Origin of the sequence: Naumannella halotolerans (genome assembly GCF_004364645.1) — a bacterium.
Lineage (GTDB): Bacteria > Actinomycetota > Actinomycetes > Propionibacteriales > Propionibacteriaceae > Naumannella > Naumannella halotolerans.
Window position 1 is genome coordinate 26,781 of record NZ_SOAW01000003.1, and the last position, 14,200, is coordinate 40,980.

The window sequence follows — 14,200 nt, forward strand, 5'->3', positions numbered from 1 at the left end:
CATGAGCCTGCGACTGGTCTTCGATGCCGCCCCGGCGGTGTCGGATCGAGCACCCCAGCGGTGCGAGAGGGAACCCGGTGGGAATCCGGGACTGTCCCGCAGCGGTGAACGGGAACGACCGCCGTCACAGGCACTGGGCTCCGGCCCGGGAAGCGACGGCCAGTAGGCAGCCACCCCAGGGTGGACGAGCCCGTGAGTCCGAAGACCTGCCAGCCGTGTCGGTCGCCACCGGTGACCGGCGGAATGCCGCCTCGTGGACTGGGTGTGCGCCGACCAGGACAGTGGCCCGTGGCCGCGGCAGCAGCCGTACCGCAGGGCCACCGCCGGCGTGCGCCCGTGCAGGGGGCACCGACAGCGTGGACCTGGAAGGCAGACATGAACAGCATCAACAGCACACCGATCAAGGCCACGGTTGCTGGCGTGCCCCGGATCGGGCCGCGACGCGAACTGAAGAAGGCCGTCGAAGCGCACTGGGCGGGCACCCTGGATGCCGTCGGGCTGGCCGAGGTGGCCGCTCAGTTGCGGGCCGACAGCTGGAACCAGTTGATCGACGCCGGATTGGACTCGGTGCCGACCAACACCTTCTCCTACTACGACCAGGTGCTGGACACCGCGGTACTGCTCGGCGCCGTACCCGAGCGGTACGCGGCGGTGGCCGACGACCTGGAACGCTACTTCGCCGCGGCCCGGGGCAATGATCAACTCCCGCCGCTGGAGATGACCAAGTGGTTCGACACCAACTACCACTATCTGGTGCCGGAGATCGACGACCGGACCGCGTTCTCGCTGAACCCGAACGGGATCCTGGCTGACCTGCGGGAGGCCGCACAGGTCGTGTCCGGCCGGGCGGGACTGCGGCCAGTGGTGATCGGCCCGGCCACCTTCCTCAAACTGGCCAAGGCGACCCCCGGATCCGGTGAGCCGTTCGCCCGGTTGTCCGAGCTGACCCCGTTGTACGCGGAGCTGGTGAGCTTGCTGGCCGCCGACGGGGCCGCCTGGGTGCAGTTCGACGAGCCTGTGCTGGCGACCGATCTGACGGCCGAGGAGATCTCCGCGATCGCCGAGGTCTACTCCACCCTGGCGGCGGTGGCTGATCGTCCCGCGATCGAGGTCGCCGTCTACTTCGGCGATCCGGGAGAGGCACTGGCGCCGCTGCTGGTCACCGGCATCGACGCCATCGGTCTTGATCTTGTCAGCGGCTCCGTCCCGGCAGGAGAAGTTGATCTTTCGGCGGTGCAGGTCGTTGCCGGTGTAGTCGACGGGCGCAATGTCTGGCGTACCGATCCCGACACCGCGCTGCAGAAGCTGCAGGAGCTGGCCGGGCGTGCGGCCGGGGTGGCGGTGTCCACCTCCTGTTCGCTGTTGCACGTGCCCTACACCACCGAGGGTGAGGACGACCTCGACCCGGCAGTGCGTAGGTGGCTGGCCTTCGGCACGGAGAAGCTGTCCGAGGTCGATCTGCTGGCCCGGGCGCTGAACGACGGTACCGACTCGGTTGCCGCCGAGCTCGGCGCGGCGCGGGAGATCCTGGCGTCGCGGGCGGCCGATCCGCGGCTGGCCAACAGCGCGGTACGACAGCGACTGGCCGAGGTGATCGAGTCCGGTGCCCAGCGCGGATCGGCGCAGGTACGCGAGCAGCTGCAGGCGCAGCGTCTCGGGCTGCCGCCGCTGCCGACCACCACCATCGGTTCGTTCCCGCAGACGCCGGAGATCCGGCGCACGCGAGCCGGATTCAAGAACGGCCGAATCGACGAAACCGCCTACACCAAGGCGATGCAGGACGAGATCGCGGCAGTGATCGAACTGCAGACCGAGCTCGGGCTCGACGTGCTGGTGCACGGTGAACCCGAACGCAACGACATGGTGCAGTACTTCGCCGAACTGCTCGAAGGGTACGCCTCGACCGCGAACGGCTGGGTGCAGTCCTACGGCAGTCGCTGTGTCCGGCCGCCGATCCTGTGGGGCGATGTCAGCCGACCCGAGCCGATGACGGTCGGCTGGTGGCAGTACGCCCAGTCGTTGACCGACAAGCCGGTGAAGGGGATGCTGACCGGTCCGGTGACGATCATCGCCTGGTCCTTCGTCCGCGACGACCAGCCGCTGGCCGAGTCGGCCAATCAGGTCGCCCTGGCCATCCGCGACGAGACAGTCGATCTCGAGGCCGCCGGCGCGGCGATCATCCAGGTCGACGAACCCGCCCTGCGTGAACTGCTTCCCCTGCGTGCCGCCGATCAGCGGGCCTACCTCGACTGGTCGGTCGGCGCCTTCCGGTTGGCGACCTCCGGGGTACGTGACGAGACCCAGGTGCACACCCACCTGTGCTACTCCGAGTTCGGTGAGGTGATCGACGCGATCGCCGGACTGGACGCCGATGTGACCTCGATCGAGGCCGCCCGTTCGAAGATGGAGATCGTGGATGATCTTGGTTCCTCGGGCTTCGCCGCGGCGGTCGGCCCGGGTGTCTACGACATCCACTCCCCGCGCGTACCGGACACCGCTGAGGTGGCCGAGCTGTTGCAGCTGGCGCTCAAGGGCGTACCGGCGAACCGGCTGTGGGTGAACCCGGACTGCGGTCTGAAGACCCGCGGAACGACCGAGGTGAAGGCGGCACTGCAGAATCTGGTGGCCGCCACCGAACGCGCCCGCGAGGGCTTGTCGGTCTGAGCGCCGAACCGGGGACGGTCGAGGTTCCGGCCGTCCCCGGTTGTCTCAGGCGGTGACGTCGCGACGGTCCAGTACCGCCGCGGTGCAGTGCAGGGCAACAGCAGTCAGCGCCGCACTGAGCACGACGAGGAGTGCCACCGGACCGGGCGCTCCGCGAGAGCAGTCCGTACGGCAGCAGGTACACCCCGACCGGGATCCGCGCGGTCGAGGCCAGCACGGCGATTCCACCACCGACCAGTGCCACCGCGATCGACGCGGCGAACGAGCGCAGCAGCATCGACAGACCCGAGCGAGGTGGTCGGATCGGCCGCCGATGGTGCGGAGGCTCTGGAACTGTTCGCAGGCATCGATTGCGATGTGGTGCTGATGGATGTGCGGATGCCGGGGATGAACGGGGTCGATGCCACCGCCGAGATCCGCCGCCGCGGCGAGCATCAGAAGGTGCTGACCACCTTCGATCTCGATCAGTACGTCTTCGACGCCTTGAGCGCCGGGGCCAGCGGCTTCCTGGCCAAGGACACTCCACTGGAGGAGCTGGTCAGTGCGATCCGCCATGTCCACGCCGGTGACGCAGTGGTCTCACCCAGCACCACCACCCGGCTGATCCGGCACTTCACCAGCGGTGGTACGCCGGCACCTCGCCCGACGCCCCGCGCCGACCACCGCCTCGAGCAGCTCACCGGACGGGAGCGGGAGGTGTTGATGCTGTTGGCCGAGGGCCTGAGCAATGCCGAGATCGCCACCAGGCTGGTGGTCGAGGAGGTCACGGTGAAGACCCATGTCAGTCGGATCCTGACCAAGCTGGGGCTGCGCGACCGTACCCAAGCGGTGATCACCGCCTATCGGAGCGGGCTCGTCGAGCCCTGAGCCGCACGTCGGGCGAGGGGGCGGCGGTGTCTCAACGGGCGGGCGGGCCACCGGGGGCAGGTCCGACCGAGAGGCGTGAATCCCCCGGGTTCAGCAGTGTCCCCAGGTGCGGGACCGCATGGCGTCGTGACAGCGAACAGACCACCGCCAGCGCCAGGAATCCCGACAACGGTCTGTCCATGGCCGACACCAACAGGTTGGAGGCGACCACACCGGGTGCATCACCAAAGACCGAGAGTTTGCTGGCGACATGGTCGACCAGATGGCCCGTGCGGCCGTGGAACATCCCGAGCAGGATCGGGATCGCTGTCAGGGAGCAGCACAGCGCGGTGATCAGGTTCAGCTTCAGAAATCCCGGGATGTCGCTGACTCGACGAATGCCGTAACCCCAGACGATGCCACCCACGGCATTCACCAATCCGAAGGGGAGCGCGGTCGGCCCGTCCAGCGCCGTGCCGGCTGCATTGGTCGTCAGGCCGACGGCAGCCCCCGCCCACGGGCCGAGAGCGAACGAGGCGACGGCCGTACCGACCATGTCGAGATACAGCGGCAACCGCAGCTGGACGACGACCGCATACCCGACGAGATTGAGTGCCAGCGAGAGCGCGAGCACCGTGACAACAGAGCGGATGTCACGACCAGCGGGCTTCGGTTCGGCGCCGGTCACCGCGGCCGGAACGGGGACGGGATCGGGCGCACTCGGGCGGGTGCTCGGTGGCAGGACGACCGCTGCCCGAGCGCGGCCGCAGCGTTGCAGCCAGTGCTCGACCTCCTCCTGCCCACCCCCGAGTGCCCGGACTATCTCCCCGACCAACTCGGCGTTCACCCGGGTACGGCGAACCCAACCGTGACGACGGTCCGGCCGGGGAGGAGCCGACCACCCTGCTCGACGGACTTGTTCGGGGCTGTTCGGAACCCGCGTTCGAACAGTCGGAGCAGCCAGCCCGGTGCTTACTGTCGTGGCGCTGACGCAGATTGTCAGGGGGGCTCGGGACATCCGGGTGCCCGGGAAATCGGGAGGTAACACGGTGGCGAAGAAGAACAACGAGTTCGCGGCGGCGCTGAAGCAGGCCGGGATCAACCGCAGTGCGGAGGTACGTACCGGCGCAGGGCAGGCATGTGACGTCCTCGGGAAGGTGAATCGGAGCGGTCTGGACCCTGCTGCAGCGCAGGAGCTGGCTCAGCTCAGGCAGGAGGTCGACCGGGCTGAGACCACCTACGGGCAGACCCATGCGACCGCCGACCCCCAGATCGCGGCGCGTGCCAAGCACCTGACCACCGTCAACACGGTACGGAAGCTGACCCAGGTACTGCTCCTGCTGCTGGCGGTGATCGTGTTGTTCAACGAGTGGTGGGTCGCAATGGTGCTCCTCGTCGTGCTGATCGTCGGGAGACTGATCGCCAGGAAGTGGCTCGTCGGTCAGGCGCAACTGCTTGCACGGCAGTCGACTCAGCCCTCTGCCGAGGCCTTGCGGACCATCGGTCGCCCCTTCGGCGGTCTGAGTGACCCGTCCGGTCTGTGTGCCCGGGCCGATGCTCTGTACTGGGCCGGTCTCGATAAGCACGGGAAACTGCTCGAACAGCAACGGCGCAGATCGCGGGGAACTCAACCACCACGAAGGGCCGGCAGCCGCAAGCTGCCGGCCGTTCGCTAGGTCTACGGCTATCACTGGAGAAACAGCACCGGGAACAGGCCGGAACATGGGGTGAACTGCCTTTTTGGCCTGGATCCGTGAACCGGTGAATGCGCGCGAGCGGCAGTTCTGCCGCCGCCCGGGCGGCTGCCACGGGGTCGCTGTTAGCGTGTCTCGCGACCAACTTCGACGATCACAAGTTTCACGTGGAGATCTGATGCGCCGCCGCACCGCAGCCGCCCTGACCCTGCCATCCATGCTTGCCCTGGCTCTCGCCGGATGCTCAGGAAGCACAGAAGAATATCCCGGTGAAACGGGCCCTGTGACCGATCAGTCGTCCCAGGCAGAGAGCCCAGAGGAGTGGGCGCAGGGGTCATGTCCGCTGAGCTTGGCCACCACGAATAAAGGGAACATCTTCGCTCTCACGCAGGGCGCGCTCTCTCCCCTTCCCGAGAAGATCGACGTGGAAGGCCGAGCGATCCAAATGGGCATGTACACGATAGATAAGTCGTCCGGTGTTGCCACGAAAGTTGCCGAGATGGACTCCGAGACCGTTTTCTGCTACCAAGCAGCTCGGGCTGAAGGTGTGGTCGAAGGCGTCGAAGAAATTTCAGGAGAGACCATTCGATTCTTCCCCGTGACCTCACCAGAGCACGGAGAGGTCTACCTCACGAATTTCGCGGATTTCAACAGTTATCCGGCGGGTCTCCGGTTCAGTGCAAGTTCCATGGAGTTGGAGGACGAGATGTACACGAACCTGCCTTACGCTCTCGCGTCCTTTGTGAACGTCACTGAACAAGATGTGCAAGGTGCAGAGGAAACAGATGTCAACGCGTGCAACCTCCGCGGAAGCCACTGCATGTGAGGCATGGCGCCGGATATGCGCGGACCACGGTCTACCCGCGGCCTTGCTGGCGTAGCTCGTCGCTTCCTGGTCGTAGTAGCGCGCCACCCGGGCCAAGGCCGGGTATACGATCAACGACCTAGCACAAACTGGTAAGAAGCTGCCGGCAAAGCACGTTGGCAGTAGCACACTGTCGTCGAGCTGGGAGAGACCAAAGAGCGATGAGCATGATCGAAAACCTGCCCGTGAAAGTCATAAGCTCTAAAGTATTCGACACTGAGCTTGGCGGGAGGACGTACATCAACTTTGTTGGCACTCAAGGGACCAGATTCTTCTGGCGGGCATCTGGAAAGCTCGACATCCCAGTCAATAGCCATGTCTCGCTCACGGGGTCCATCGTTGAACACCGTGAGGACGGATCCATCGTGCTGACCCACTGCGCGCTGGACGGCCGAACCCCAATTGATCTACCGAAGCTGCCATCAACGCCGCCGCACGCCGGCGTTCCCGGTGTGCCAGTAGAACCCTCCCAGCCATTTGAAGGCACTTTGGGCACGGCGTGGGGTGTCGTGGACCGCGGGATGAGCACGCTTGCGCGAGTACTCCTCGTGATCTTGGGCCTCAGCTGCCTTATCCCTTTCATCGGGATGCTCATTGGCGTGATCGCCATCCCCACGATGATCATCGCCGCGATCGTTCTCTTGGTACGGAAAGCGGGGCGCGCAGGATCCGTTCAGTACGGCGACAGCATCGTATCCCAGAATCTAACGTGGGTGCTCATCTCACTCGGCATCGCCGTCGTGTGCCTTGCGATACAAGTTGGCTTCCTGTTCTTCCTCTCGGCGGCTGCCGGAGGATGATTCCCGGCTTCGGCTGCCTGTCGTGCCCGCGATCTGTCGACTAGACGACGATCCGTCTACTTGCGCTGCTTCTGCCGTCCGACTGGACGACGAACCTGCACGCCCGCGTTGGCATGCTGTCGAAGCTCAGCGGCTCGACGGTCACGGACACCATCCGGACCGCCATTGAGAACCACCTCGAGGTGTTGGCGAACGATCCCACGATCACCGCCAAGGCTAAGGAACTCACCGCTGAGATCGACAAGGAAGCCGAACTGCAGCGTCAGGCCTTCATACATCTAGAAGCAAACAGCGCCCCGGAGGGCGATCACTTGGTGACCGCGCCCCGGGGCGCCACTGCTTCCTTGAGCCACCTAGTCCAGTTCCATCGGGGCAACAACCCTCTTGGTTGGACTAAGCGCCTCATGGCGGAGGATAGGGGATTCGAACCCCTGAGGGCTTGCACCCAACCCGCTTTCCAAGCGAGCGCCATAGGCCACTAGGCGAATCCTCCGCCGGGGAGGTTACCTCATCGGGGCGGCCGGATGCGAACCGGCGGACTGCCGAACGCATCGCCGCCAGCCGGTGCTCGGGCTCCCGCCCGGGGTGACGAAACGCCGGGCGGCCCGCACCCGAAGGTACGGACCGCCCGGCGCTGTCGGCACCGCCGCAGATCAGATCTTGTTCAGCTTGTCGATGATCGCGTTCAGCGTCGTCGACGGACGCATCACCGACGAGGCCTTCTCGTCATCGGGCCGGTAGTAGCCGCCGATGTCGACCGGATTGCCCTGGACGGCGATCAGCTCGGCATCGATCTTCTCGGCCTGCTCACTCAACGCCTGGGCGATCGGCGCGAACTTCGCCGCCAGCCCGGCGTCCTCGGTCTGCTCGGCCACGGCCCGCGCCCAGTACAGCGCCAGCCAGAAGTGCGACCCGCGGTTGTCGGTCGAACCGAGCTTGCGGGTCGGGGACTTGCCCTCGTCCAACAGCTTCTCGGTGGCCGAGTCGAGTGCCTCGGCCAAAACGGCAGCAGTGGAGTTGTCGGCCGACTTGGCCAGATGACGCAGGCTCTCGGCCAGGGCCAGGAACTCGCCCAGGCTGTCCCAGCGCAGGTAGTCCTCCTTCAGCAGCTGCTGCACATGCTTCGGCGCCGAACCACCCGCACCGGTCTCGAACAGCCCGCCACCGTTCATCAGCGGTACGACCGAGAGCATCTTCGCGCTCGTACCCAGCTCCAGGATCGGGAACAGGTCGGTCAGATAGTCACGCAGCACATTGCCGGTCACCGAGATGGTGTCCTCACCGCGACGGATCCGCTCGATCGAGGTCTTGGTCGCCTCGATCGGGGAGGCGATGGTGATGTCCAGCCCCTCGGTGTCGTGATCGGCGAGGTAGGTCTTCACCTTCTCGATCAGCTGGGCGTCGTGGGCGCGATTCTCATCCAGCCAGAAGATTGCCGGGGTCTGCGAGTCCCGGGCCCGGGTGACGGCCAGCTTCACCCAGTCCTGGATCGGGGCGTCCTTGGTCTGGCAGGCGCGCCAGATGTCGCCCGGCTTCACCTGATGCTCCATCAGCACGGTGCCGTCGGCGCTGACGACCTGCACCGTACCCTCGGCGGCGATCTCGAAGGTCTTGTCGTGGCTGCCGTACTCCTCGGCCTTCTGCGCCATCAGCCCCACGTTCGGCACCGATCCCATGGTGGTCGGGTCGTAGGCACCGTTGACCCGGCAGTCGTCGATGACGACCTGATAGATGCCGGAGTAGGAGCTGTCGGGCAGCACGGCCAAGGTGTCGGCCTGGTCCCCGTCGGGACCCCACATGTGACCACCGGAACGGATCATCGCCGGCATCGAGGCGTCGACGATCACATCGGAGGGTACGTGCAGGTTGGTGATCCCCTTGTCGGAGTCGACCATGGCCAATGCCGGACCGGCGGCGAGCTGCTTGGTGAACGCGGCCTTGATTTCCTCGCCGCCCTCGACCTCGGACAGTCCGGCCAGGATCGCTCCCAGGCCGTCGTTGGCGCTCAGACCGGCGGCGGCGAGCTTGTCGCCGTAGGACTCGAAGACCTCGGCGAAGTAGGCGCGTACCGCGTGACCGAAGATGATCGGGTCCGAGACCTTCATCATGGTCGCCTTCAGGTGCACCGAGAACAGCACGTCCTCGGCCTTGGCCCGGGCGACCTGCTCGACCAGGAACGCGTCCAGGGCGGCGGCATCGATGAAGGTGCCGTCGATGACCTCACCGGCGATCACCGGCAGCGACTCCTTCAGCACGGTCTCGGTGCCATCGGTGCCCAGGTGCTTGATGGTCAGGGTGTCGTCGTTCTCGATGACCACCGACTTCTCGTTGTGGGCGAAGTCGTCGGCGTCCATGGTCGCGACATTGGTCTGCGAGTCGGTGTCCCAGCGGCCCATCGAATGCGGATGCTTACGGGCGTAGTTCTTCACCGCAGCAGGCGCGCGACGATCGGAGTTGCCCTCGCGCAGCACCGGGTTGACCGCGCTGCCCTTCACCTTGTCGTAGCGCGCACGGGCGTCGGCCTGCTCGTCGGTGGTCACCTCATCGGGGTACGGCGGCAGGTCGAATCCCTGGCTCTGCAGTTCCTTGATGGCGGCCTTCAATTGCGGCACCGAAGCCGAGATGTTCGGCAGCTTGATGATGTTCGCCTCAGGCTTCTTGGCCAGCTCACCGAGCTCGGCCAGAGCATCGCTGACCTTCTGCTCCTCGGGCAGCACATCGGCGAATGCGGCCAGAATCCGACCCGCCAGCGAGATGTCGCGGGTCTCCACCTCCACACCTGCGGTCGAGGTGAACGCCTCGATGATCGGCAGGAAGGAATACGTCGCCAGCAGCGGCGCCTCGTCGGTGTGGGTGTAGATGATCTTTGCCATAGGTGCGTCTCTCCGATGTTCGTCAGCGCTGCGTCGTCCGCGGATCGCTGGCGCAGGATCATCGCGCACGACAGGCCGACAGGGTTGGCGTCGGCCAAGGCCCAACCTACCGCAATGCCGATTGTCGGCGCGCGTCGCATCGGGCCTGCCAGGGTGAGGATCGGGCGGGGTGCGGTACGGGTGGCAGCTCAGGGTTCCACCCGAGGCGCCGGGCTCGCGGACGGTGGCAGGCTCGTGCCACGGCCACCCACGACCGGAACGAGGCAGACCGATGACCCAGGTCGCAACCACCCCGACCCCACTCGCCGAGCGCTCGCTGGCCCCCGATCTGGCCCGGGGCACGATGCTGCTGCTGATCGCCCTCGCCAACACACCGTGGTTCCTGTGGACCGCCACGCGCAGCGAACTGCAGACCACCATGCACGCCATCGACGGCAGTCTCGCCGATCAGATCGCCCAGGGTTTCATCATCGTCGTCGCCGATGTGCGGACGTACCCGATGTTCGCCTTCCTCTTCGCCTACGGCATCGGCCAGCTCTATGCCCGGCAGGCCGCGAAAGGAGTGCCCGAACCCGCCACCCGCCGGCTGCTGCAGCGGCGCCATCTGTGGTTGCTGGCCTTCGGGTTCGTCCACGCCGCCCTGCTCTGGTCCGGCGACATCCTCGGGACCTACGGGCTGGCCGGGCTGATCCTCGTACCGCTGTTCCTGCGGCGCTCGGACACGGTGCTGAAGGTGTGGATCATCGTCCTGCTCGGTATCGGTGCGGTGGTCAGCAGCTTCACGGTGTTCTCGGGGATGTACGTACCGCCCGGGCTCGCCGGCGGTGGTGCCGGTGAGCAGGCCTTCGCGCTGCCAGATCCCTATGCCGATCCGAACTACCTCACCTCGATGGTCTCCCGGTTGGCGATGTGGGTGTTCATGACGCCGATGTTCGCCTTCTTCACCCTGGCCGTGCCGACCGCCTTCCTGATCGGGATCCTCGCCGCTCGCCACCGGATCCTCGACCAGCCGGGCGCCCATCTGCCGCTGTTGCGCAGACTCGCCGTGATCGGGATCGGCGTCAGTCTGCTCGGCAGCATCCCCGCCGCCTACCTGCACCTGACGGCGCCGCCGATCAACGAATGGACCTTCGCGATCGCCGCCATGTACACCGGGGTCTTCGGTGGAGTCGGTTATGCCGCCCTGTTCGGGCTCCTCGCCGTGCGGCTGCAGCGGACCGGCCGAACCCCGGTCACGGTCGTCGCGCTGGCGGCACTCGGTCGGCGTTCGCTGAGCGGGTACCTCGCTCAGTCGGTGCTCTTCATCCCGCTGCTGGCCGCTTTCGGCATCGGGTTCGGTGCCCACCTGAGCAGTTGGTCGGTGGCCCTGCTGGCTGTCGTGACCTGGCTGCTGACCGTGCTCGGCGCCTACTGGCTGGACCAGCGGGGTATGCGGGGACCGGCCGAGGTGCTGTTGCGCAGGCTGACGTACCGACGGTCGAAGGCGGACGGTTTGGCCGCGTCGAACGAGGTCAACTAGACTCCTTCGAAGGTCCCCCGTGTGGCGTTACCTCACCCAATTCCCCCAGGGCCGGAAGGCAGCAAGGGTAAGTGGGCTCTGTCGGGTACGCGGGGGACCCCTTCTGTCTGCCGGTGACGATTCGCTTTCCACCGGTTCTTCGTCGGCGCAACGGCGCGGCGGGTCTGTGCCGCTGCCGCGAGCATCGTCGGCTTCGTTGCTTCTCCTGCTGAACCGGCGTCGCTCACGCCACCGGGGCCTTGCCGCCATTGTGAGCAGAATCCGCCACTCGATCGCCGGATCGGCCTGGAATCGGTCATTTCATCGATCGAGTGTCCGATCTCGCTCACACAGGCCACGGTCGGGGCTGCCACCCGCAGCCATTGCGGCCCGCCACGCGGGTGACTGCCCCGGCACCGGAGCACGACGTCGCAGCGCTAGGGTGCCGCTATGCGATGGCGCACCGTGGTCGGCGCCGCAGCGCCGGTGGCGGTGCTCGGTGCCGTGGCAATCAAGGACCTGCTGCAGCGCAAACACGCGCTGCTCCGCAATTATCCGGTGATCGGCCACGCTCGGTACATGATCGAGGCCATCGGTCCGGAGCTGCGGCAGTACATCGTCGCCGACAACGACGAGGAGCGGCCGTTCAGCCGCGATCAGCGACGTTGGATCTATGCCTCGTCGAAGGGTGTCGACAACTACTTCGGCTTCGGTACCGACAACGACCTCGAGACCGCCACGAACTACCCGATCGTGAAGCACCGGACCTTCGCCGAGAATGCCTCAGCGGGTCATCAGGCCGGGTCGTGGTTGCCGTCGGCAAAGGTGATCGGCAGCTTTCGCAAGCGGCGCCACGCATTCCGACCCGACTCGGTGGTCAACGTCTCGGCGATGAGTTACGGCTCGCTGTCCGGACCGGCGATCCAGGCACTGAACGCCGGTGTCGGCAAGGCCGGGGCCCTGCAGAACACCGGTGAGGGCGGGTTGTCCGATGATCATCGTCAAGGTGGTGAGTTGATCTACCAGATCGGCACCGCCTATTTCGGCTGTCGTGACCGGCAGGGGCGTTTCGACCTGCAGAAGCTGGTCGATATGGTCGCAAGCGCGCCGGTGCGGGCGATCGAGATCAAGCTCAGCCAGGGTGCCAAACCAGGACTCGGCGGCCTGCTGCCGGCGGCGAAGGTGAGCCCGGAAATCGCTCGGATCCGAGGCATCGAACCGCACCAGGACTGTGCCAGCCCGTCGCGCCACACCGCCTTCTCCGATGTGGATTCGATGCTGGACTTCGTGGAGACGATCGCCGACGCCACCGGATTGCCCGTCGGGGTGAAGTCGGCCGTCGGTGATCAACAGTTCTGGGTCGACCTGGCCGAGCGATCCGCTGCCGGCGACCGGGGCGTCGACTTCATCACCATCGACGGTGGTGAGGGCGGTACGGGCGCCGCGCCGCGGGTGTTCGCCGATACCGTCGCGCTGCCGTTCCGACTCGGTTTCGCCCGGGTCTACGCCGAGTTCGCCCGCGCCGGGCTCACCGACCGGATCAGCTTCATCGGCTCCGGGCGACTCGGGCTGCCGGAGAACGCGGTGACCGCCTTTGCGCTCGGCTGCGACATGATCAACGTCGCCCGGGAGGCGATGCTGGCGATCGGTTGCATCCAGGCCCAGCGTTGCCACACCGACCACTGCCCGACCGGAGTCGCCACCCAGAACAAATGGCTCACCGGGGGTCTCGATCCGACCCTGAAGTCGGAGCGGCTGGCGGCGTACCTGCGGGCGCTGCGGCACGATCTGATCACCCTGACCGACGCCATCGGTGTGGTGCATCCATCCTTGATCGGCATCGACGATGTGGAGATGCTCACCGAGGGCGAGGTGTCGCTGACCCTGCAGGAGATCTACGGCTACGAACCCGGCTGGGGACAGCCCAGCACCGAGGACGCCGCGGCGATCAAGGAACTGATGGCAACGGCAGCGACCACGGCCACGATCACCCACTGAGTCGATCACGGCCCCGAGCTGACCAGCCCGGACCGCATCAGCCCTGGTCGGTCTCCCGGCGGTAGGCGACCTTGGCCGAGATCTGGTCCCGGGCCAGGACGAGGATCTGGTCGAAGTTCACTCGCGCCGGTCGGGTGGCCACCCAGGCAATGGTGTCGGCGATGTCCTCGGCGGTCAGCGGTTCGACCCCGGCGTAGACGGCATCGGCCTTGTCCTGGTCGCCACGGAACCGCACCGTGGAGAACTCGGTGTTCACCATGCCCGGGTCGATCTGGCAGACCCGGACCGGCTTGCCGAGCAGTTCGATCCGCAGCGAGCGGGTCATCGCGGTGATGCCGAACTTGGCGACGTTGTAACCACCGCCACCTTCGTAGGCCTCGCGGCCGGCGATCGAACCGATGTTGATCACCTGACCGTCACCGGAGTCGATCAGTTTCGGCAGGAATGCCTGGGTCAGTCGCAACGTACCCAACACGTTGGTGTCGTACATCCACTGCCAGTCCGAGATCGAGGCCTCGGCGACGGGCTCGACACCGACGGCGCCACCGGCGTTGTTGACCAGCAGGGAGCAGTTGGGCACCTGCTCGGCGAAGGCGGCGACCGAGGCATCGTCGGTGACATCGAGTGCGATCGCGGTGCCGCCGCACTCCTCGGCGATGGACTGCAGCTTCTCGATCCGGCGCGCGCCGAGAATGACGTCGAAGTCCGCAGCCGCCAGGGCCCGGGCGCTGGCGGCGCCGATTCCGCTGCTGGCTCCGGTCACCACTGCCACTGGTTTCTGGTTCGTCACGGTCTGCATCTCCTCGAGGGTCGGTCACCGAGCGGTGACGGGGCGGATCCCGGTCAAGCAGGTACGGGTCAGCGCACGATCGGGGCCGGAATCCGGGTTCCGTCCCAGCTTAGGACTCACCCGTCGCCCGGTCGTGGCGTTCTCGGACGCTGACCCGGGCAGCGAGCTCCGA

10 protein-coding genes, 1 tRNA gene, 1 other RNA gene and 1 riboswitch are annotated in these 14,200 nt (G+C 66.4%); of the genes, 8 read left to right on the plus strand and 4 right to left on the minus strand.

Features of this window, described 5'->3' with window-relative positions:
- Positions 1-19: 19 nt before the first annotated feature.
- Positions 20-228, plus strand: a riboswitch (cobalamin riboswitch).
- A gap of 147 nt (positions 229-375) precedes the next feature.
- Positions 376-2,664 (plus strand): 5-methyltetrahydropteroyltriglutamate--homocysteine S-methyltransferase, encoded by a 2,289-nt coding sequence (gene metE / locus CLV29_RS14135; protein WP_133755760.1) that lies wholly within the window; start codon positions 376-378, stop codon positions 2,662-2,664.
- 294 nt (positions 2,665-2,958) lie between these two features.
- Complete coding sequence (locus CLV29_RS14140; protein ID WP_243831951.1) at positions 2,959-3,531, plus strand: response regulator; 573 nt, start codon at positions 2,959-2,961, stop codon at positions 3,529-3,531.
- 31 nt (positions 3,532-3,562) lie between these two features.
- On the opposite strand, the gene CLV29_RS14145 is transcribed toward CLV29_RS14140, so the two are convergent.
- A complete protein-coding gene (locus CLV29_RS14145; RefSeq protein ID WP_133755761.1) occupies positions 3,563-4,357 on the minus strand; it encodes an ECF transporter S component in 795 nt (264 codons plus the stop codon).
- A gap of 202 nt (positions 4,358-4,559) precedes the next feature.
- Between CLV29_RS14145 and CLV29_RS14150 the strand changes: the two genes are divergently transcribed.
- The 3 genes from CLV29_RS14150 to CLV29_RS14160 all read left to right on the plus strand — a co-directional run bounded on the left by CLV29_RS14150 (position 4,560) and on the right by CLV29_RS14160 (position 6,869).
- A complete protein-coding gene (locus CLV29_RS14150) occupies positions 4,560-5,186 on the plus strand; it encodes a hypothetical protein (protein ID WP_133755762.1) in 627 nt (208 codons plus the stop codon).
- A gap of 196 nt (positions 5,187-5,382) precedes the next feature.
- Positions 5,383-6,030 (plus strand): hypothetical protein, encoded by a 648-nt coding sequence (locus CLV29_RS14155; RefSeq protein WP_133755763.1) that lies wholly within the window; start codon positions 5,383-5,385, stop codon positions 6,028-6,030.
- 200 nt (positions 6,031-6,230) lie between these two features.
- Positions 6,231-6,869 carry a hypothetical protein gene (locus CLV29_RS14160; protein ID WP_133755764.1) on the plus strand — a complete coding sequence of 213 codons (639 nt, stop codon included), beginning with the start codon at positions 6,231-6,233 and terminating at the stop codon, positions 6,867-6,869.
- A gap of 405 nt (positions 6,870-7,274) precedes the next feature.
- Here the strand turns inward: CLV29_RS14160 and CLV29_RS14170 are convergent.
- Positions 7,275-7,362: transfer RNA gene (locus tag CLV29_RS14170), tRNA-Ser, on the minus strand.
- Between the two features lie 160 nt (positions 7,363-7,522).
- On the minus strand, positions 7,523-9,742 hold the full coding sequence (locus tag CLV29_RS14175; protein ID WP_133755765.1) for an NADP-dependent isocitrate dehydrogenase: 2,220 nt from the start codon (positions 9,740-9,742) through the stop codon (positions 7,523-7,525).
- Positions 9,743-10,013: 271 nt separating this feature from the next.
- Between CLV29_RS14175 and CLV29_RS14180 the strand changes: the two genes are divergently transcribed.
- From CLV29_RS14180 to CLV29_RS14190, 3 genes are all read left to right on the plus strand, one after another.
- Entirely contained in the window at positions 10,014-11,261 is a 1,248-nt protein-coding gene (locus CLV29_RS14180; RefSeq protein WP_133755766.1) for a DUF418 domain-containing protein, read from the plus strand.
- A gap of 8 nt (positions 11,262-11,269) precedes the next feature.
- Positions 11,270-11,366: signal recognition particle sRNA small type (gene ffs, locus CLV29_RS14185), an RNA gene on the plus strand.
- A gap of 324 nt (positions 11,367-11,690) precedes the next feature.
- Positions 11,691-13,238: an FMN-binding glutamate synthase family protein gene (locus tag CLV29_RS14190; protein WP_133755767.1), complete on the plus strand. Its 1,548-nt coding sequence runs from the start codon at positions 11,691-11,693 to the stop codon at positions 13,236-13,238.
- Positions 13,239-13,275: 37 nt separating this feature from the next.
- On the opposite strand, the gene CLV29_RS14195 is transcribed toward CLV29_RS14190, so the two are convergent.
- A complete protein-coding gene (locus tag CLV29_RS14195) occupies positions 13,276-14,037 on the minus strand; it encodes an SDR family NAD(P)-dependent oxidoreductase (RefSeq protein WP_133755768.1) in 762 nt (253 codons plus the stop codon).
- Positions 14,038-14,200 lie beyond the last annotated feature (163 nt).